We start from the raw sequence: 19,777 nt of genomic DNA, 5'->3' as shown, positions 1-19,777 counted from the left end.
ACAACATAGTCTAAATCTTAAAGATTTACCTTGCCATTTAGACTTCTTTACCGTTTATTGCGGTTTAAAATCGAGCGGAGCGTTTTTAAACACCTCATAAACCGCCTGACTCGGGGGTTTCGGTATTCTGGCCAGCTTGGCCGCTGAAACAGCCGCCTGGCACAACGCCGGATCGCCACCTTCTGAACTGACTGAAATCACCATACCGTCCGGGGCCAGCTTAAGCCGCAGCGTACAGGTTTTGCCGGTAAACGCAGGATCCGAGTAAAATTTTTGCTCAATCGCCGCTTTCACCTGGCTGGCATAGCCATTGATTTCCGCGCCGGTCGCCCCGCTCTGCTTGCTGTTGCCGGCGCCTGCGGGTTTGCCCCCCTTCGTGGGACCGCCGCCGGCTTTCGGCGCGTTCTTGGAATCCGTCAGGCCCCCCAGCAGATCATCGACCTCACTGGAGTTCTTGGCGGCGGCGGCCGCGGCGGCTTTCTTGGCATCCGCGGCGGCTTTTTTCGCCGCGGCGGCGCTGGCCTTCGCCTCGGCGGCGGCGGCGGCTTTCTCCTTGGCGGCTGTGGCGGCGGCGGCTTTCTCTTGCGCGGCCTCGGCGGCATCGGCTTTTTCTTGCGCCGCTTCGGCGGCGGCCTGCTTGGCTTCTTCCGCGGCCTTGGCCTTGGCGGCCTGTGCCGCCTTGGCCTGGGCCGCCTGTTCCGCCTTGGCTTGAGCCGCCTGCTGCGCTTTAGCCTGAGCGGCGGCTGCCGCGGCGGCATCAGCCTGCTTTTTCGCCGCAGCGGCAGCGGCGGCCGCTTCCTTATTGGCTTCAGCCTGGGCCTGCTTTTTCGCTTCGGCGGCCGCTTTGGCCTGCTCGGCAGCGGCTTTCGCCTGCTCGGCCGCTTCGGCCTTGGCCTGGGCCGCCGCCGCTTCAGCCTGTTTCTGCTGCTCTTGCGCCTGTTTAGTGGCGGCTTCCGCCTGCTGTTTTTGCAACGCGGCCTGCTTTTGCTGCTCGGCCTGCTGCTCTTTCTGCTGTTCGGCCGCTTCCTGCGCCGCCAGCCGGTCCTTCTCAAGTTCCTTCAGACGCTGCTGCTCGGCCGCCTGCTTCTGCTGCAGCTCTTCAGCCTGCTGCTGAGCCTGCTTTTCACGTAATTGCGAGGCACGCTGAGCATCCGTCTGCTGATTCTGTTCACGGTTATACTGCTGTACCACGGCACCGGGATCGACCATAACCGCATCGATAGACGAGCCGCCTCCCCCGCCGCCGCTTGTGTCGACATCCTGCGTGTAGGAACTCCAGATCAGAAAACCGAACAGGAGAATATGCAGGATAATCGAGACAATAATGGCACGTTTGAGCTTATCGTTCTGTTCGGTTGCCTTTACCACAATCGATTCCCAAAAACAGGTTTGCCAAAAAGAGCGCGCATTATCCGCATGCCATCAAATAGGCTGGGTCATCAGGCCTACCGACTTCACGCCGGCCTGATGCAGCAGATTCAGCGCCTTGATAATCTCATCATAGGGCACGTCTTTCGCGCCACCAATCAGAAATACCGTTTTGGGATTGGCCGTAATGCGGGATCGCGCCTCGGCAACCACCTGTTCCGGCGGTAATTGCTCCATACGGTTGTGGTCCACCACCAGACTGTACTGGCCGACGCCTGCCACTTCCACGATCACCGGCGGATTATCGTCACTGCTCACCGCTTTCGAATCCGTCGCGTCCGGCAGGTCGACTTCGACGCTCTGCGTAATTATCGGCGCCGTAGCCATAAAAATTAATACCAGGACCAATAACACATCGAGCAAGGGAACGATATTGATCTCTGACTTGAGTTCTCTGCGACCGCGTCTCCGGGCCATGTTCTCCCCTCCTTCTACTTAGCGCTATCGCTGGCGAAGGCCTGACGATGCAGGATGGCGATGAACTCTTCGGTGAAATTATCGTAATTCTGATCCAGCTTGTTCACCCGCTGGCTCAGCCGGTTAAAGGCCATAACCGCCGGAATGGCGGCAAACAGGCCGATGGCCGTGGCAATCAGCGCTTCGGCGATGCCTGGAGCAACCATTTGCAGGGTGGCCTGCTTTACCGCGCCCAGTCCGATAAAGGCGTGCATTATACCCCAAACGGTGCCGAACAATCCGATATACGGGCTGATTGACCCTACGGTGCCCAGGAAGGGAATATGGGTTTCAAGGGCTTCCAATTCCCGGTTCATGGAGATGCGCATGGCGCGGGAAGCGCCTTCCACCACCGCTTCCGGCGCATGGCTATTGGCCCGGTGCAGTCTGGCGAACTCTTTGAAGCCGGAGTAAAAAATCTGCTCGGTGCCGGTTAATGTGTCGCGGCGGGTTTGGCTTTCCTGATAAAGGCGGGACAGCTCGATTCCGGACCAGAACTTATCCTCGAACGCTTCAGCCTCACGGGTCGCCGAATTGAGAATGCGTGTGCGCTGGATAATGATCGCCCAGGATGCAATGGAAAAGCATATTAAAATCAACATGATCAGTTTAACCAGAAAGCTCGCTTTCAGGAACAGATCAACAATGTTCATGTCAGTCACTGCTTGAACTCCGCGACAATAGACTTAGGAAGCGCAATTGGCTTCATTTGGTGTGGATCGATACAGGCAATCAAAACATCCGCCCGGCTGAGAAGCTGCCCTTCAGCATTCAGGATGCGTTGCGCAAAAATCAGGGAGGCACCGCGCATTGAAACGATTTCACTTTCTACCAGGAGCAAATCGTCCAGACGCGCTGAGGCGAGATAGTCCACCGTCATTCGCCTTACCACAAAAGCAATATTAGCGCTTAGTAAGGCTTGTTGGTGAAAATTATGCTGGCGCAGCATTTCGGTACGGGCCCTTTCATAAAAAACCACGTAACGAGCGTGATAGACCACACCTCCGGCATCGGTATCTTCGTAATAGACCCGTACCGGCCATTGGAATAACGTATTACTCACTGTATATCCCAGCAACGCAAAACAACGGTGCTTACTATACGCAAGACCGATCACGTTTGGAATAAATTCCCTTTGCGGAATGAAAATAATTATGTAATGAAGGCTACGGCCGCCATAACGCAGCCGCAACAGCTAATAAAAGACGTAAACCAGCGCCGCCGCCAGGACAATCAGGGACGCCAAAGGCAAAAAGCATAACCGCCAGCCCCACCGGCGCGGCCGAAAGCCGGTGCCGTGAATGACGCCGGCGCATACCGCCCACACCACCAGCAGGTTGTGCCAGGCATTCAAATGACTGGTCTGCACGGCAAAACGCGCCGGCATCCAGAACACGCAACCGGCCAGCACCAGCGCCAGGATGAGCGAAAGAGCCCGCAATGGGCTCTTATCGGTAGCACTATAGAGTCGGTCGACCAGGGTTTTGATCACCGGACGTCGTTCTCCCCCTGGCTGTCTTCATGATGCTCAAGCGCCAGGGCGGTGATGATGCCGAAGGAGCAGGCCAGAAGCGTTCCGAGAATCCAAGCAAAATACCACATTTTTCAGCTCCTTACTCAGTACAGGGTATGCGTGTTTTGTTCCACGTGTTCTTTAGTGATGCGTCCGTACATCTTGTAGTAGCACCAGAAGGTATAGAGCAACACGATGGGGACAAAGATCACCGCGACGCCGGTCATGACCTTCAGCGTCAGCAGGCTTGACGTGGCATCCCACACAGTCAGGCTGGCGTTAGGCATCGTTATCGAGGGCATGATGAACGGGAACAGGGTTATACCCGCCGTGAGAATAATGCAGGCAATGGTCAGCGAGGAAAAGACGAAGGCCCAGGCCCCTTTGCCGGTACGGCTGAAAAGCAGGGTCAGCAACGGCAGCAGCACGCCCAGCGCCGGCACTATCCATAGCAGCGGATACTGATGATATTTCACCATCCAGGCACCTGCCTGGTGCGCTACTTCTTTATTCAGCGGGTTGGAAACGGCGTTGGTATCGATGGCCGACGTAATGGTGAAACCGTCGATACCGTACACCAGCCAGAAGCCGCCCAGCAGGAAGGTCACCAGCGTCAGCAGGCTGGTAGCCTGGCTCACGGCGCGGGCGCGCACCAGCAGTTCGCCTTCAGTGCGCATCTGCAGATAGGTGCCCCCCACGGTGAGGAACATGCACAGGCTGACGATACCGGCCAACAGGCCGAATGGGTTCAACAGCTGGAAGAAATTACCGGTATAGGACAGACGCAGGAATTCATCCACCTGGAACGGCACCCCCTGCAGCAGGTTGCCGAACGCCACGCCGATAACCACCGGCGGGATGAAACCGCCGGCGAACAGGCCCCAGTCCCAGGCATTGCGCCAGCGGGGATCGTCGATTTTGGCGCGATATTCAAAGCCTACCGGCCGGAAAAACAGCGATGCCAGAACCAGGATCATGGCGATATAAAAACCGGAAAACGCGGCGGCATACACCATGGGCCAGGCGGCGAACAGCGCGCCGCCGGCGGTGATAAGCCAAACCTGGTTGCCTTCCCAGTGGGGAGCGATGGTATTGATTAACACCCGGCGTTCGGTATCGGTGCGGCCAAGAAAGCGCATCAGCATGCCGACGCCCATGTCAAAACCGTCGGTGACGGCAAAGCCTATCAGCAGGACACCAATCAGCACCCACCAGATTAAGCGAAAAACTTCGTAGTCAAACATGGCAAAAGCTCCTGTTAATGTGCTTGCTGCACGGCGAGCGTCGGCTGCTCGAAGTGATAACGGCCGGTTTTCAGGCTGCTCGGCCCCAGGCGCGCATACTTGAACATCAAATACATTTCCGCTACCAGGAACAGGGTGTAAAGCCCGCAGATTAGCCCCATGGAGAACAGGATATCCCCGGCCGTCAGCGTGGAATTGGCGACGGCGGTGGGCAGGATTTCACCAATCGCCCAGGGCTGGCGGCCGTACTCGGCCACAAACCAGCCGGCTTCGATGGCAATCCATGGAATGGGGATGCCGTACAGCGCGGCGCGGTGCAGCCAGGTTTTTTGGCCGATACGGTTACGAATCACGCTCCAGAAGGACATAGTGATAATGATGAGCATCAGCACACCGCCCAGCACCATGATGCGGAACGAGAAGTACAGCGGCGCCACGCGCGGGATTGAATCCCGGGTAGCGCTCTGGATCTGTTCTTCCGTAGCGTTGGCCACGTTATCGGTGTAACGCTTGAGCAGCAGACCGTAGCCCAAATCCTGTTTAACCTGATTGAACTGGCCCAGCAACGCCGGATCGGCATTGCCATGACGCAATTCCTGCAGCAAAGCATAGGCTTTCATGCCGTTGCGAATACGGATTTGATGCTGCGCCATCAAATCCTTGATGCCGGTAACCTGCCGATCCGTAGAGCGGGTGGCAATCAGACCCAAAGCATAAGGAACGCGGATGGAGAAATTATTTTGCTGCGTCGCCTGGTTGGGAATGCCGAACAGGGTAAAGGAGGCCGGGGCGGGCTGCGTTTCCCATTCGGCTTCGATGGCCGCCAGCTTGGTTTTTTGCACGTCCCCCATTTCGTAGCCGGATTCATCCCCCAGGACGATAACGGACAGGACCGCCGCCATGCCGAACGCCGCCGCGATGGCGTATGAGCGTTTGGCAAACGCGGTGTCGCGGCCTTTAAGCAGGTAATATGAGCTGATGCCGAGGATAAACATCGCGCCGGTGCAGTACCCGGCGGCCACGGTATGAACGAATTTGACCTGCGCCACCGGGTTCAGCACCAGGTCGGCGAAGCTCACCATCTCCATGCGCATGGTCTGATAGTTGAAATCCGACGCGATGGGATTTTGCATCCAGCCGTTGGCCACCAATATCCACAGCGCGGACAGGTTGGAGCCCAAAGCCACCATCCAGGTCACCGTGAGGTGCTGGGTTTTGCTCAGGCGATCCCAGCCGAAGAAGAACAGGCCGACAAAAGTGGACTCGAGGAAGAAGGCCATCAACCCTTCAATGGCCAGAGGAGCGCCAAATATGTCGCCGACGTAATGAGAGAAATATGACCAGTTGGTTCCGAACTGGAACTCCATGGTCAGGCCGGTGGCTACACCCAGGGCAAAATTGATACCGAACAATTTACCCCAGAACTTGGTCATATCTTTATAAATCTGTTTGCCCGACAGGACGTATACCGTTTCCATTATGGCGAGTAAAAACGCCAATCCCAGGGTTAACGGGACAAATAGAAAGTGGTACATCGCAGTTAAGGCAAACTGTAACCGTGACAGTTCGACGACATCAAACATTTTGACTCCTTGCTCCTCACAGGATGGATCCCACGTGCGGTAATCTGGCGCTTCGATGTACCGAAGCCCTGCAACAACCCGCGGTGAATAACATACCCGCCATACCTCACGTTGCAGCTACGTTGGCTTTCCTGCAACGTGAATTATTTAAGGTATAAAAAACTTTATAATTTTTCCGGCCTGCGGTTTACCCGGCAAAAACACTAGCGCCGCGGCATCGGTGTCGGGAAATCGAGAACGGGTATTAAATAAGGCTGATCTATTCAGAATTTTACAATCCACATACTACCCCTCAACTTACTTATGATAAATATTTTTTTTCGTGACGGCGGTCGGGAAATGACGTCTCGATCAATCCATTCATCACGTCCCGTCATTGCAAAAATTGAGACAGCGCAATTTACGCCAATTTAATCCCAATCCACTATAAAAAATCATTGATTTGGCGCAATATTTTCTCATTCATGTTAAATATTATTTCAAATTTAACCAGCGATGATCGTTTTGTTAATTATATGTGATTAATCAGATCGGTAAATTACCTGGAAAGATAAAATTTTTGACGCGTTATTTAAAATTGGTTAACACACTATTATTTAATAATGATATGACGCCATTAATAATGACTATCACAAGCAGCGATATATGAATTAAATGTAGCTGAGATTTACCGGGGATGTTGCGAATAAAACGCGTGCAACGAATTTGTTAAAGGGAGACCGCGATCGCCGGGCGTGCAACAAACGTGTTAAAGGGAAACCGTGCTGAAAGGGTCGAATCGGGCGTGGTTTTCCCGCCCGACCGAGCGCCCCATGGGGTAGGCCCGCAAACACCGTTCGTGCAGCGAGCCTGTTAAAGGGAGACCGTGGCAATGGGGTCGAATCGGGCGTGATTTTCCCGCCCTACCGAGCGCCCCTCAGCGCGGCAGGCCCGCGATCGCCGGGCGTGCAGCGAACCTATCCGCGCGGCCCGGCCCGCCGCACACGGGCCTAAACCCCAATCTCACGACAGCAGGGTCTTCAGCGCGCCGCCGATATCCGCCAGGCTGCGCACGGTTTTCACCCCCGCGGCCTCCAGGGCGGCGAATTTTTCGTCCGCGGTGCCCTTGCCGCCGGCGATGATTGCCCCGGCATGGCCCATACGTTTACCTTTCGGCGCGGTAACCCCCGCAATATATCCCACCACCGGCTTGGTAACATGATCCTTGATGTAAGCGGCAGCTTCTTCTTCCGCGCTGCCGCCGATTTCACCGATCATCACAATGGCTTCGGTCTGCGGGTCCTGCTCAAACAATTTCAGGATATCGATAAAGCTGGAACCGGGGATCGGGTCGCCGCCGATACCAACACAGCTGGATTGACCCAGTCCGGTATCGGTGGTCTGCTTGACCGCTTCATAGGTCAGCGTACCGGAGCGTGAAACAATCCCCACCCGCCCCGGTTTATGGATATGCCCCGGCATAATGCCGATTTTGCATTCACCGGGAGTGATGACGCCCGGACAGTTCGGGCCGATCATGCGCGAACCGCTCTGCTCAAGCTTGGCCTTGACCACCAGCATATCCAGGGTCGGAATACCCTCGGTGATACAGATAATCAGCTCAATGCCGGCATCCACCGCTTCCAGAATGGAATCTTTGCAAAACGGCGCGGGAACATAGATAACCGAGGCGGTAGCGCCGGTCTTTTCCACGGCTTCACGCACGGTATTGAATACCGGCAGGCCGAGATGCTGGGTGCCGCCCTTGCCCGGCGTAACGCCGCCGACCATCTTGGTGCCGTAGGCCAGCGCCTGCTCGGAATGAAAGGTGCCCTGGCTGCCGGTAAAGCCCTGACAAATTACTTTAGTATTTTTATCGATTAAAATGGACATTATTTCCCCTCCACCGCAGCGACAGCCTGCTGCGCCGCGTCGGTCAAACTGGTGGCGGCAATGATATTCAGACCGCTGTCCGCCAGGATTTTGGCCCCCAGCTCGGCATTGTTGCCTTCAAGACGCACTACCACCGGCACGTTTACGCCCACATCCTCCACCGCGCCGATAATGCCTTCTGCGATTAAATCACAACGCACAATGCCGCCGAAAATATTCACCAGCACCGCCTTCACGTTTTCATCGGACAGGATAATCTTGAACGCCTCGGTCACCCGCTCCTTGGTGGCGCCGCCGCCGACATCAAGAAAGTTGGCCGGCGATCCGCCGTGCAGCTTGACGATATCCATGGTGCCCATGGCCAGACCGGCGCCGTTTACCATGCAGCCGATATTGCCGTCCAGGGCCACGTAGTTCAGTTCCCACTGCGCCGCCTGCGCCTCACGGGCGTCTTCCTGGCTCTTGTCCCGCATTTCGCGCAGTTCAGGCTGGCGGAACAAGGCGTTGCCGTCGGCGCTCAGCTTGCCGTCCAGACACACCAGGTTGCCTTCGGTGGTGATGACCAGGGGATTAATCTCCACCAGCGCCAGATCCCGCTCAAGAAACAGCGCGGCGAGGCCCATGAAGATTTTGGTGAACTGTCCCACCTGTTTACCGGTCAAGCCCAGCTTGAACGCCAGCTCGCGTCCCTGGAAGGGCTGCGGACCGGTAAGGGGATCCAGCGCCACCTTATGAATCAGGTGCGGCGTTTCGTCAGCGACTTTTTCAATTTCCACGCCGCCTTCAGTGGAGGCCATAAACACCACGCGACGTGAGCCGCGATCCACCACCGCCCCGAGATAAAGCTCTTTAGCGATATCGGTGGCGGCTTCCACCAGAATCTGGTGCACCGGCTGGCCCAAGGTGTCCGTTTGATAGGTCACCAGACGTTTGCCCAGCCAGTTTTCGGCAAAGGCGCGGATTTCTTCTTTGCTGTTGACCACTTTTACACCGCCGGACTTGCCTCGCCCGCCCGCATGCACCTGGCATTTCACCACCCAGGGGCCGGCACCGATTTTCGAAGCGGATTCTTCCGCTTCCCGTGGCGTGGTGCAAGCAAAACCCGTGGGGGCAGGCAGACCATACCGAGCAAAAAGCTGTTTTGCCTGATATTCATGTAAATTCATGATGTTTATCCATCTTCGTCTGGGAATGTCGGCGGCGGCGTTCAATCAGCCGCCATTTAAAGGTACTGCCCTTGGCGGAAACCGGATACGGCGGCGCCGTATCCGCTATCGGCTACACGTCAAGCAGTAAACGGGTCGGATCCTCCAGCATCTCCTTGATGGTCACCAAAAAGCTGACGGACTCTTTGCCGTCGATTAACCGGTGATCGTAGGACAAGGCGAGGTACATCATGGGCAGGATAACAACCTGTCCGTTCACCGCCATCGGGCGATCCTTGATGGCATGCATGCCCAGGATGGCGCTTTGCGGCGGATTGATAATCGGCGTGGACATTAAAGAGCCGAACACACCGCCGTTGGTAATGGTAAAATTACCGCCGGTGAGCTCTTCCACTTTCAGTTTACCGTCGCGGCCTTTTACCGCCAGTTCCTTGATGCTTTTTTCCACATCGCCCATCCCCAAGGCATCCACATCGCGCAGTACCGGCGTTACCAGGCCCCGTGGCGTGGAAACCGCAATACTGACATCGAAATAGTTATGGTAAACTACATCTTCGCCGTCAATAGAGGCGTTCACTTCCGGGAAACGCTTGAGCCCTTCCACCACTGCCTTAATGTAGAAAGACATAAATCCAAGGCGTATGCCGTGGCGTTTTTCAAACGCGTCGCCGTACTCTTTACGCAAATCCATAATGGGTTTCATATTGACTTCATTAAATGTCGTCAACATGGCGGTGCTGTTTTTGGCTTCCAGCAGGCGTTCGGCAACCCGCTTGCGCAGACGGGTCATGGGCACGCGTTTTTCACTGCGGCCGCCGAGGGCCGGAATGGCGCCGGGAGTCGCGGTGGTGGTCACCGATGGCGCCGGGGCTGTGGCCGGGGCGGTTTCCGGTTTGCGCGCCAGGTGTTTTTCCACATCTTCGCGGGTAATCCGGCCGCCGACGCCGCTGCCTTTGATGTCGTCGGCTTTCAGGTCGTGTTCGGCAATCAGACGCCGGATGGCCGGGCTGATGGCCTCATTGCTTTCTTCCTGCAATCCGGCGGTATAACGCTGCGCCGGAGTGGATTCCTTGCTCTGGGCCTTTTCCGAGGTTTCCTGGCCGGTGCTGTCGCCGGGACGCAAACGTCCCAGCACCTGACGGGAGGTGACGGTGGACCCTTCATCCTCCAGCAGGGCGTCCAATACTCCCGCCTCGGGGGCCGGCACTTCCAGCACCACTTTGTCGGTCTCTATTTCCACCAGCACCTCGTCACGCTGGACGCTGTCGCCGGGCTTTTTATGCCAAGTGGCAACGGTCGCATCGGCAACCGACTCAGGGAGATCAGGAACCAGAATATCTACGCTACTCATTATCAATCCTTATATTTAATTAACGTCCAGCGCGTCATTAACCAGGCTTTTTTGCTGCGCCTGGTGCACGGACAAATACCCAACCGCCGGCGAGGCGGAAGCCGGGCGTCCCGCGTAACGTAGCGATGCGCCAAAAGAAATAACTTCCCGGAAATGATGCTGGCTGCAATACCAGGCACCCTGATTCAGCGGCTCCTCCTGACACCAGACAAAATCCTGCACATGGGAAAAAGGTTTTAGGGCAGCCTGCACCGCCTGATGAGGGAACGGATAAAGCTGCTCTATGCGCACGATAGCCACGTCTTCCTGACCGTTTTTCCGGCGCTGATCCAACAAATCATAATAAACTTTACCAGAACACAGCACGACGCGTTTTACGCCACGCGGATCCAGCGGATCGATTTCGCCGATGGCCGGCTGGAAGCTCCCTTGCGCCAGTTCTTCCAGGGAAGAGATAGCCATTGGATGACGCAGCAGCGATTTCGGCGACATAACGATGAGCGGGCGGCGCATATTGCGCAGCGCCTGACGCCGCAACATATGGTAAACCTGAGCCGGGGTGGAGGGTATACATACCTGCATATTCTGCTCGGCGCAGAGTTGTAGATAGCGTTCCAACCGGGCGGAGGAGTGCTCCGGTCCCTGCCCTTCATAGCCGTGCGGCAGCAGCATCACCAGCCCGCACATCCGGCCCCACTTTTGTTCTCCGGAGCTGATGAACTGATCGATCACCACCTGGGCGCCGTTGGCGAAATCGCCAAACTGCGCTTCCCAGATAACCAGGGTACGGGGCTCGGCAGTGGCATAACCGTACTCAAACGCCAGCACTGCTTCTTCCGATAATACCGAATCCCAGACCCGGAACTTGCCCTGGCCATTATGGACATGGGCCAGGGGAGTATAGGTAGAGCCGTTTTTCTGGTTATGCACTACCGCGTGGCGGTGGAAAAACGTACCGCGGGCGGTATCTTCACCGGACAAACGGATGGGGATGCCTTCATCCACCAGCGTTGCGTAAGCCAGGGTTTCGGCGCCGCCCCAGTCAAAAGGTTTGGTGCCGGCCGCCATGGCGGCGCGATCGCTGTAAATCTTCGCCACGCGGGGCTGCATTTCCACCCCCTCCGGCACTTCGCTGATGCGGCGGGCCAACTCCTGCAGGCGTTTGATATCCACCTGGCTGTTATAGGCTTCATCCCACTCGTGGTTCAGGTAAGGCGACCAGGTGAATGAATGCATATTCATCGGCCGCCACTCCTGAACTACGCACTCGCCGCGATCCAGCGCGTCGCGATAGAGATTCACCATTTCGGTGGCGTCTTCCAGCGTGGCGATGTGGTCATGTTCCAGCCGGTCGGCATAGATTTTACGCGGAGTGGGGTGTTTTTTGATCTTGTTGTACATGATCGGCTGCGTGGCGCTGGGCTCGTCCGCTTCGTTATGACCGTGACGGCGATAGCAGACCAGGTCGATCATGACGTCGCGCTTGAAGGTATTGCGAAAATCCAGCGCAACCCGGGTGACGAACGCCACCGCCTCCGGATCGTCGGCGTTGACATGGAATATCGGCGCCTGCACCATTTTGGCGATGTCGGTACAATACTGAGTCGATCGGGCATCCTGGGGATTGGAGGTAGTGAAGCCTACCTGGTTGTTCACCACGACCCGCACCGTGCCGCCGACATCGTAGCCGCGGGCCTTGGACATGTTCAGGGTTTCCTGTACCACGCCCTGCCCGCTGATGGCCGCATCCCCGTGCAGGGTGATGGGCAGTACCATACGGGTGCTTTGCTCATTGAGGCGGTCGATGCGGGCGCGTACCGAACCTTCCACCACCGGGCTGACGATTTCCAGGTGGGATGGGTTAAACGCCAACGCCAGGTGAACGATGCCGCCGTCGGTTTCCACATCGGAGGAGAACCCCTGGTGGTATTTAACGTCGCCGGTGCCCAAATGTTCTTTGTGCTTACCGGCGAATTCATCGAACAGATCCTGGGGTTTTTTGCCCAGCACATTGATAAGGACGTTCAGGCGGCCGCGATGGGCCATGCCCAGTACCACTTCCCGGGTGCCGTTGATGCCGGCATAGCGGATCATTTCTTTCAGCATCGGTATCAGCGCGTCCCCGCCTTCGAGGGAGAAGCGCTTGGCGCCGGGGAATTTCGCCCCGAGATAGCGTTCGATGCCTTCCGCCGCCGTCAGTTCGGTGAGGAAGCGTTTTTTCTCTTCCACCGTGAAGCTCGGCTGGCCCACCACCGATTCGATATGCTGCTGAATCCAGCGTTTCTCTTCGGTGTTGGTGATATGCATATATTCGGCGCCGATTGATCCGCAGTAGGTCTGCTTTAGCGCGTCGTACAGATCCGCCAGCTTCATGGTCTCTTTGCCGATGGCAAAGGAGCCGACGTTGAAGCTTTGCTGGAAATCGGCTTCGGTGAGATTGTGGAATGCCGGGTTAAGGTCCGGTACGGTTTCCTGTTTCCACAGTCCCAGCGGGTCGAGATTGGCGTGCTGGTGACCGCGGAAACGGAACGCATTGATGAGCTGCAGGACTTTTACCTGCTTGGAATCGATGTCCGGGTCGTTTACCGGGGAGGTATAGCGCGAAGCATCTTTCGCCAGGCGACGGAAATAGTCCCGGGTTTTGGAATGGAGCTGGTCAGGACTGACTCCCGCGGTTGGTAGCTGTTTGAATATGGTGCCCCAGCTATCGTCAACAGAGTCAGGATCCGTTAAAAAATCTTCATAGAGCTGCTCTATGTAGGACTGGTTCGCCCCCGCCAGGTAGGAGGAATCCAGCCAGGCCTTCATTGCGCCGTTCTGCATTATGATCCCTTAAGCTGTTTAGCTTCAGTTTTCGCCGTGGTTATCATGTATGGGATAACGTTTAAGCGGTTCAAGCGGTGAATTACCTACCCACAGTCGGCGTAAATAACCAACCCGAAGGAACCTTTGAAAAACGGCAGTGGTAGTTAAGCGCCGGTTTTCAAAGGCTTCCTGCCCGGTATTGAGCCCGAGTCCATCGGGCCTAGCCCGCCAAGGGGCGCTTCGGCGGCCTTCGCCGCTACGGCCCCTAAGGCGTGCTCTCCCGATGTTCGGCTCCTTGGCCCGAGTCCATCAGGCGCTGTACTGCACCAGCATGCTTTTTATATGTCCGATGGCCTTGGTGGGGTTGAGTCCCTTGGGGCATACGTTGACACAATTCATGATGCTGTGGCACCGGAATACGCTGAAAGCATCGTTCAAATCATCCAGCCGCGCGGTCTGTTCAGTGTCGCGGCTGTCAATCAGGAAACGATAGGATGCCAGCAATCCGGCCGGTCCGATGAACTTGTCCGGATTCCACCAGTACGAGGGACAGGCGGTGGAACAACAGGCACATAAGATGCATTCATACAATCCGTCCAGCTTCGCCCGTTCGTCCGGGCTTTGCAAATGCTCCCGCGCCGGCGGATTCCTGCCGTTATTCAATAAGTAAGGCTTGATCTTTTCATACTGGGCATAGAATTGTCCCATGTCCACTACCAAATCGCGCACCACCGGCAGTCCCGGCAGCGGACGTATGACGATTTTGTTATTGCCTTTGCGCAAGGCGGACAGCGGCGTGATGCAGGCCAGACCGTTTTTGCCGTTCATATTCACGCCGTCGGAGCCGCAAACCCCCTCGCGGCAGGAACGTCTGAACGCCAGTGTCGGATCCTTTTCTTTCAATTGGATTAACGCATCCAGCAGCATCATGTCGTGGCCCTCTTCGAGCTCCAGCTGATACTCCTGCATCCGCGGCTTGTCGTCCATATCGGGATTATAGCGATAAACCGAAAATTCGACTTTCATCAGTAACTCCTCCGCCCTTAATAAGTACGCACTTTCGGCGGGAACGCCGGGCGCAGTGTCGGTTGCATGTTCACCTCGCGCCGGGTCATGGTGTCGCTTTCCGGCAAATAGAGGCTGTGGCACAACCAATTGGCGTCATCACGGTCCGGGAAATCAAACCGGCTGTGAGCGCCGCGGCTTTCCGTGCGGTAATTGGCCGCTACGGCGGTGGAGTAGGCGGTTTCCATCAGATTATCCAGCTCCAGGCATTCAACCCGCTGGGTGTTGAATTCCGTGGAAGTGTCATCCAGGCGGGCATGATGCAGCCGTTCGCGAATCTCTTTGAGCTCCGCCAGGCCCTTGGCCATCGCATCCCCTTCGCGGAACACCGAGAAGTTGTTTTGCATGCAGGCCTGCAGCGCTTTGCGGATGGTAACCGGGTCTTCGCCGGTGCGATTGTCGTTCCAGCGGTGATAGCGCGCCAGGGAAGCCTCGATGTCGTCATTGCCGGCATCGCGGAATGCTCCCTGTTCGGCCAGGGATTCCTGCAGATGCATGCCCGCCGAACGGCCGAACACCACCAGATCCAGCAATGAGTTGCCGCCGAGGCGGTTGGCGCCGTGCACCGAAACGCAGGCGATTTCACCCACCGCGAACAGCCCCGGGATCACGACGTCCTTGCCCTGGGCGTCCACGGTCACGGCCTGGCCGGTGACCTTGGTGGGAATCCCCCCCATCATGTAATGGCAGGTGGGAATTACCGGAATGGGTTCCTTGATGGGATCCACATGGGCAAAGGTGCGGGAGAGCTCAAGGATGCCCGGCAATCGGGATTCAAGGACCTCTTTGCCCAGGTGATCCAGCTTCAGCTTCACATGGGGTCCCAACGGCCCGTCGCAGCCGCGGCCTTCGCGAATTTCGATCATGATGGAGCGGGCGACCACGTCGCGCCCCGCCAGATCCTTGGCGTTGGGTGCATAGCGTTCCATAAAGCGTTCGCCGTCTTTGTTCAGCAGGTAGCCGCCCTCGCCGCGGCAGCCTTCGGTCACCAGCACCCCGGCGCCGGCGATGCCGGTGGGGTGGAATTGCCACATCTCCATATCCTGCACCGGCACGCCGGCGCGCAGCGCCATGCCGATGCCGTCGCCGGTATTGATATGGGCATTGGTGGTGGACTGGTAAATGCGGCCGGCGCCGCCGGTGGCCAGTATGGTGGCCCTGGCCTTGAAATAGACCACTTCGCCGGTTTCAATGCACAGCGCGGTACAGCCGACAAAAGCGCCGTCCTGGTTTTTCACCAGATCCAGCGCATACCATTCCGAGAAGATGGTGGTATGGTTTTTCAGGTTCTGCTGATACAGGGTGTGCAGCAATGCGTGCCCGGTTCGGTCGGCGGCGGCGGCGGTGCGCGCCGCCTGCTCGCCGCCGTAATTCAGCGATTGGCCGCCGAACGGGCGCTGATAGATGCGGCCGTCGTCCAGCCGTGAAAACGGCAATCCCATGTGTTCAAGTTCCAGCACCGCTTCCGGGCCGGTCTTGCACATGTATTCGATGGCATCCTGATCGCCGATATAGTCGGAACCTTTTACGGTGTCGTACATATGCCATTGCCAATCGTCCTCATGGGTATTTCCCAGCGCGACGGTAATGCCGCCCTGGGCGGAAACGGTATGGGAACGAGTGGGAAATACTTTGGATACCAGGGCGCAGGAAAGGCCCATTTGGGAAATTTGCAAAGCGGCGCGCATACCGGCGCCCCCTGCCCCGACGACTACGGCGTCAAATTCTCTCACCGGCAAATTCATTTACGCACCCCACACCACGACAGTTCCATAAAGTAAATACACCATTAATACGATGACGATGGCCAATTGCAGCAGCAGGCGCAGCGGCAGTAATTTGATGTAATCCGTTAATACCTGCCACATGCCTATCCAGGTATGCACCAGGATGGAAAACAGCGTAAGCAGGGTGAAGACTTTCGTCATGGGTAACGCGAAGAAACCGTGCCAGACATCATAAGTGAGGGTATCGGCGAACAGAATGAAACCCAGCATGTAAATGATGTAAAGGCAGATTATTATGGCGGAAGCGCGAACCAGCAACCATTCATGGACTCCGTTACGTCCCAGTGCCGAAGCATTACTTACCATAGGAGTACTCCAGCCAGAATTGAAAGCACGACAGTGATCACAAATGTAACATTTGCCGTCATTTTACCCATGGCAAATGTCTCATCCAGATAGCCGAAATCCATTAACATGTGCCGAATTCCACCCACAGCATGATAAGCCAGCGCGGTCAAAATTCCCCAAATTATGAATTTGACGATAAAGCTGTCCATCATGGCGGCCGCCTGGCTGAACCCGTCGGCGGAGGAAAGAGACAAGCCGAGTATCCATAGCAAGATGCCTACTGCCACGAACATTATGACACCGGTAATACGGTGAAGAATGGATGCAATTGCAGTAACGGGAAACCGGATCGTTTGCAGATCCAAGTTGATAGGTCTTTGTTTTTTCACGGTTTTGCCCACACAGCTATTATTATTTTTCCTTCCTCCGGTCCTGGCTGGATCAGACAGCGTTAAGGTTGACCAAGACACGTCATGTGCTCAAAACCAATTCCCTTTTGCGTAAATGACGCGTTAAATAACGCTGGGTGCTCCTACAACAGGGACTCCGGAGACCTTTGAGAAGTATAGGGCTTTCACATAATGATTACAATTCCCCTACAATTTGTTTGGTAACATTTGGGCCAATTAGTGACCTGGATCACGATTATCACATTTACCCCAAATTCATATAACCATATTGACAAAAAAGCAACAATTTGATTACAAATAGCCCCCGCGTTATGCTATAAGTATCGGATGCGATACATTGAGACTTCCGCCTCGTCTAAGTTTATGCAACAGTGTAAAGTGCATCCTAATCATGTGGGTTAAGATGACTTTATATAGCTAAAATTAATATCAATAAATCTTTTACATCGAGGACAACCGTTCTTTCATCCTGGACGGGAATAACTTGCACCATCCTTAAGCTCTGTACCCTGCATATCGTTAAGCCAGAGCTATGGGCTGACAACAAACGCAAGGCCCCGCAGGCATGCCGGTACCCTATGATGGAAGGTTTATCAAATAAGCGCTAAGGAGAATGTAATGGCTGACAATAAAGCAACGTTAACCCTACCCGGTGTTGCACCAATAGAGCTGGATGTGCTGCAAGGCACGCTGGGTGAAAAGGAAATCGATATTCGTAGCCTGGGCGGCAAAGGCTATTTTACCTACGATCCCGGGTTCACCTCTACCGCATCCTGCGAATCAAAAATAACCTATATCGACGGCGATGAAGGTATTTTGCTTCATCGCGGCTATCCCATCGATCAGTTGGCCCTGAATTCAACGTTTCTCGAAGTCTGCTATATCCTGCTGAACGGTGAAACCCCTACCCCGGAACAATACGAAGAGTTCCGCACCATCGTGACCCGCCATACCATGGTGCATGAGCAGATTACCCGTTTGTTCAATGGCTTCCGCCGCGACTCGCATCCCATGGCGGTGCTGTGCGGCGTTACCGGCGCGCTGGCGGCGTTTTATCATGATTCGCTGGATGTGAATGTCGAACGTCACCGTGAAATCGCGGCGTTCCGCCTGCTGTCCAAAATGCCCACCGTGGCCGCGATGTGTTACAAATATTCCATTGGCCAGCCGTTCATTTATCCCCGTAACGATCTTTCCTATGCCGGCAATTTCCTGCATATGATGTTCGCTACCCCCTGTGAAGACTATGAAATCAACCCGGTGCTGGAACGCGCCATGGACCGCATTCTGATTCTGCATGCGGACCATGAACAAAACGCTTCCACCTCTACCGTGCGTACCGCGGGTTCATCGGGCGCCAATCCCTTTGCCTGTATTGCCGCGGGTATTGCGTCCTTGTGGGGACCGGCCCATGGCGGCGCCAATGAAGCCTGTTTACGCATGCTCGAAGAGATCGACACCGTCGAGAATATTCCTTCCTTTATCAAACGCGCCAAGGATAAAAACGACTCCTTCCGGCTGATGGGCTTCGGGCATCGGGTGTATAAAAACTACGATCCCCGCGCCACCGTGATGCGCGAAACCTGCCATGAAGTGCTAAAAGAACTCAAGCTGTCGGATAACCTGCTGGAAGTGGCGATGGAGCTGGAACACTTCGCGTTGCATGACCCGTACTTCATTGAGAAGAAACTTTATCCCAATGTGGATTTCTATTCGGGTATCATTTTGAAAGCCATGGGGATCCCGGCATCCATGTTTACCGTGATTTTCGCCATGTCGCGCACCGTGGGCTGGATTGCCCATTGGAAGGAAATGCATGACGACGGCGTCAAAATCGCCCGTCCGCGCCAGCTGTATACCGGTTACGATCAACGGGAATTCAAGTCGCAGATTAAATGAGATGATTATATCAACGTCGCTCTATGTGGCGTGAGCTTATTGACAAAGTGCCCGGTCGGAACAGGCTGCCAGATCGTAAACACGCCGTGAATACATCCTTGTAGGCTCGATCCGCGCCTTCCATGGCGCGGACGGTTTACTCTTCTGGCAGCCTGTCCCGCCTTATTGACTCCGAGTGCGTTTGTCAACAGTCTGACGCCGCAATTTGCGGCGTTTGCTTTTTTATCCGCACCGCTTCGGAGCCTGCCTTCGACTTTAACTGACGGTCCCGCCGGCGATATGCAGATCCTCTTCCACTGCCAGCGCGGTTTGTATTGCGATTTCCAGTCCCGCTTCCATGGTCTCCCGCGCCATGCTGGGCGCATTGGCCAGAGCCGCCGCCTGCTGCGGCAGATAAGGCAGATGAATAAATCCCCCTCTGGCCGCGCCGGACATGTGGGCGAGCCGATGCAGCAACGCATACATCACATGGTTGCAGACAAAGGTACCGGCGCTTTGGGAAACTTCGGCGGGTATGCCGGCGCCGAGCATGGCATTTACCATCGCTTTTATGGGCACCGTGGCGAAATAGGCCGCCGGACCGCCTGAAATCACCGGGCGATCGATGGGCTGCCGCTGGCTATTATCGGCGATGCGCGCATCGTCCACGTTGATGGCCACCCGCTCGACGGAAATCCGCTGCCGCCCTCCGGCCAGGCCCAGCGCCAGCACCAGCGACGGACGGTAGCGATCGATGGCTTCATTCAAGACCTCGGCGGACCGGCCGAAAACGCAGGGCAATTGACAGACCACCACGTCGGCCGTGTCTATCCGCCGATACCGATACTGCCGCACCACTTCCCAGGACGGATTTATCGAGTCGCCGCCGAAAGGCTCGAAACCGGTGAGCAAGACTGTTTTCATGAAGGTT

At 56.0% G+C, this 19,777-nt stretch carries 18 protein-coding genes; 1 reads left to right on the top strand and 17 read right to left on the bottom strand.

Annotated elements, in window-relative coordinates:
• Positions 1 to 54: 54 nt before the first annotated feature.
• The 16 genes from tolA to sdhC all read right to left on the bottom strand — a co-directional run bounded on the left by tolA (position 55) and on the right by sdhC (position 16,959).
• Positions 55 to 1,368 (bottom strand): cell envelope integrity protein TolA, encoded by a 1,314-nt coding sequence (gene tolA / locus ACL2XJ_RS15360; RefSeq protein ID WP_413723716.1) that lies wholly within the window; start codon positions 1,366 to 1,368, stop codon positions 55 to 57.
• 54 nt (positions 1,369 to 1,422) lie between these two features.
• Entirely contained in the window at positions 1,423 to 1,845 is a 423-nt protein-coding gene (tolR, locus tag ACL2XJ_RS15355; RefSeq protein ID WP_132922777.1) for a colicin uptake protein TolR, read from the bottom strand.
• Between the two features lie 14 nt (positions 1,846 to 1,859).
• Complete coding sequence (tolQ, locus tag ACL2XJ_RS15350) at positions 1,860 to 2,546, bottom strand: Tol-Pal system protein TolQ (RefSeq protein ID WP_132922778.1); 687 nt, start codon at positions 2,544 to 2,546, stop codon at positions 1,860 to 1,862.
• The gene (gene ybgC / locus ACL2XJ_RS15345; protein WP_132922779.1) at positions 2,543 to 2,947 is read right to left on the bottom strand and encodes a tol-pal system-associated acyl-CoA thioesterase; all 405 of its coding nucleotides are present in this window, start codon (positions 2,945 to 2,947) and stop codon (positions 2,543 to 2,545) included. Before ybgC ends, tolQ begins: the two co-directional genes overlap by 4 nt.
• A gap of 132 nt (positions 2,948 to 3,079) precedes the next feature.
• Positions 3,080 to 3,373, bottom strand: coding sequence for a cyd operon protein YbgE (gene ybgE, locus ACL2XJ_RS15340; RefSeq protein WP_413726898.1), 294 nt, complete (start codon positions 3,371 to 3,373; stop codon positions 3,080 to 3,082).
• Positions 3,373 to 3,486: a cytochrome bd-I oxidase subunit CydX gene (gene cydX, locus ACL2XJ_RS15335; protein WP_132922780.1), complete on the bottom strand. Its 114-nt coding sequence runs from the start codon at positions 3,484 to 3,486 to the stop codon at positions 3,373 to 3,375. Before cydX ends, ybgE begins: the two co-directional genes overlap by 1 nt.
• 15 nt (positions 3,487 to 3,501) lie before the next feature.
• Entirely contained in the window at positions 3,502 to 4,641 is a 1,140-nt protein-coding gene (gene cydB / locus ACL2XJ_RS15330) for a cytochrome d ubiquinol oxidase subunit II (RefSeq protein ID WP_132922781.1), read from the bottom strand.
• Between the two features lie 14 nt (positions 4,642 to 4,655).
• Positions 4,656 to 6,224, bottom strand: a complete 1,569-nt coding sequence (gene cydA / locus ACL2XJ_RS15325) for a cytochrome ubiquinol oxidase subunit I (RefSeq protein ID WP_132922782.1) — start codon at positions 6,222 to 6,224, stop codon at positions 4,656 to 4,658.
• 1,002 nt (positions 6,225 to 7,226) lie between these two features.
• The gene (gene sucD / locus ACL2XJ_RS15320; protein ID WP_132922783.1) at positions 7,227 to 8,096 is read right to left on the bottom strand and encodes a succinate--CoA ligase subunit alpha; all 870 of its coding nucleotides are present in this window, start codon (positions 8,094 to 8,096) and stop codon (positions 7,227 to 7,229) included.
• On the bottom strand, positions 8,096 to 9,262 hold the full coding sequence (gene sucC / locus ACL2XJ_RS15315; RefSeq protein WP_413723715.1) for an ADP-forming succinate--CoA ligase subunit beta: 1,167 nt from the start codon (positions 9,260 to 9,262) through the stop codon (positions 8,096 to 8,098). The genes sucD and sucC overlap by 1 nt, the downstream gene beginning before the upstream one ends.
• Before the next feature lie 112 nt (positions 9,263 to 9,374).
• Positions 9,375 to 10,613 carry a 2-oxoglutarate dehydrogenase complex dihydrolipoyllysine-residue succinyltransferase gene (odhB, locus tag ACL2XJ_RS15310; protein WP_132922785.1) on the bottom strand — a complete coding sequence of 413 codons (1,239 nt, stop codon included), beginning with the start codon at positions 10,611 to 10,613 and terminating at the stop codon, positions 9,375 to 9,377.
• 15 nt (positions 10,614 to 10,628) lie between these two features.
• A complete protein-coding gene (gene sucA, locus ACL2XJ_RS15305; RefSeq protein ID WP_413723714.1) occupies positions 10,629 to 13,436 on the bottom strand; it encodes a 2-oxoglutarate dehydrogenase E1 component in 2,808 nt (935 codons plus the stop codon).
• A 291-nt stretch (positions 13,437 to 13,727) separates the two neighbouring features.
• A complete protein-coding gene (locus ACL2XJ_RS15300; protein WP_132922787.1) occupies positions 13,728 to 14,444 on the bottom strand; it encodes a succinate dehydrogenase iron-sulfur subunit in 717 nt (238 codons plus the stop codon).
• A 17-nt stretch (positions 14,445 to 14,461) separates the two neighbouring features.
• Positions 14,462 to 16,228 carry a succinate dehydrogenase flavoprotein subunit gene (gene sdhA, locus ACL2XJ_RS15295; protein ID WP_132922788.1) on the bottom strand — a complete coding sequence of 589 codons (1,767 nt, stop codon included), beginning with the start codon at positions 16,226 to 16,228 and terminating at the stop codon, positions 14,462 to 14,464.
• Positions 16,229 to 16,576: a succinate dehydrogenase membrane anchor subunit gene (gene sdhD, locus ACL2XJ_RS15290; protein WP_132922789.1), complete on the bottom strand. Its 348-nt coding sequence runs from the start codon at positions 16,574 to 16,576 to the stop codon at positions 16,229 to 16,231. It abuts the gene before it with no gap.
• The gene (gene sdhC / locus ACL2XJ_RS15285; RefSeq protein WP_132922790.1) at positions 16,570 to 16,959 is read right to left on the bottom strand and encodes a succinate dehydrogenase cytochrome b556 subunit; all 390 of its coding nucleotides are present in this window, start codon (positions 16,957 to 16,959) and stop codon (positions 16,570 to 16,572) included. Before sdhC ends, sdhD begins: the two co-directional genes overlap by 7 nt.
• A gap of 627 nt (positions 16,960 to 17,586) precedes the next feature.
• On the opposite strand from sdhC, the gene ACL2XJ_RS15280 reads away from it, so the two are divergent.
• Positions 17,587 to 18,867, top strand: coding sequence for a citrate synthase (locus ACL2XJ_RS15280; protein ID WP_132922791.1), 1,281 nt, complete (start codon positions 17,587 to 17,589; stop codon positions 18,865 to 18,867).
• A 255-nt stretch (positions 18,868 to 19,122) separates the two neighbouring features.
• Here the strand turns inward: ACL2XJ_RS15280 and pcp are convergent, their stop codons facing one another.
• Positions 19,123 to 19,770 carry a pyroglutamyl-peptidase I gene (gene pcp, locus ACL2XJ_RS15275; protein ID WP_413723713.1) on the bottom strand — a complete coding sequence of 216 codons (648 nt, stop codon included), beginning with the start codon at positions 19,768 to 19,770 and terminating at the stop codon, positions 19,123 to 19,125.
• Positions 19,771 to 19,777 lie beyond the last annotated feature (7 nt).

It is taken from the genome of Sodalis sp. RH16 (assembly GCF_047324245.1).
In the GTDB taxonomy this organism is placed as follows: domain Bacteria; phylum Pseudomonadota; class Gammaproteobacteria; order Enterobacterales; family Enterobacteriaceae; genus Acerihabitans; species Acerihabitans ligni.
The sequence above is the reverse complement of the archived record's forward strand: the minus strand, read 5'-3'. Positions and strand labels throughout refer to the sequence as shown.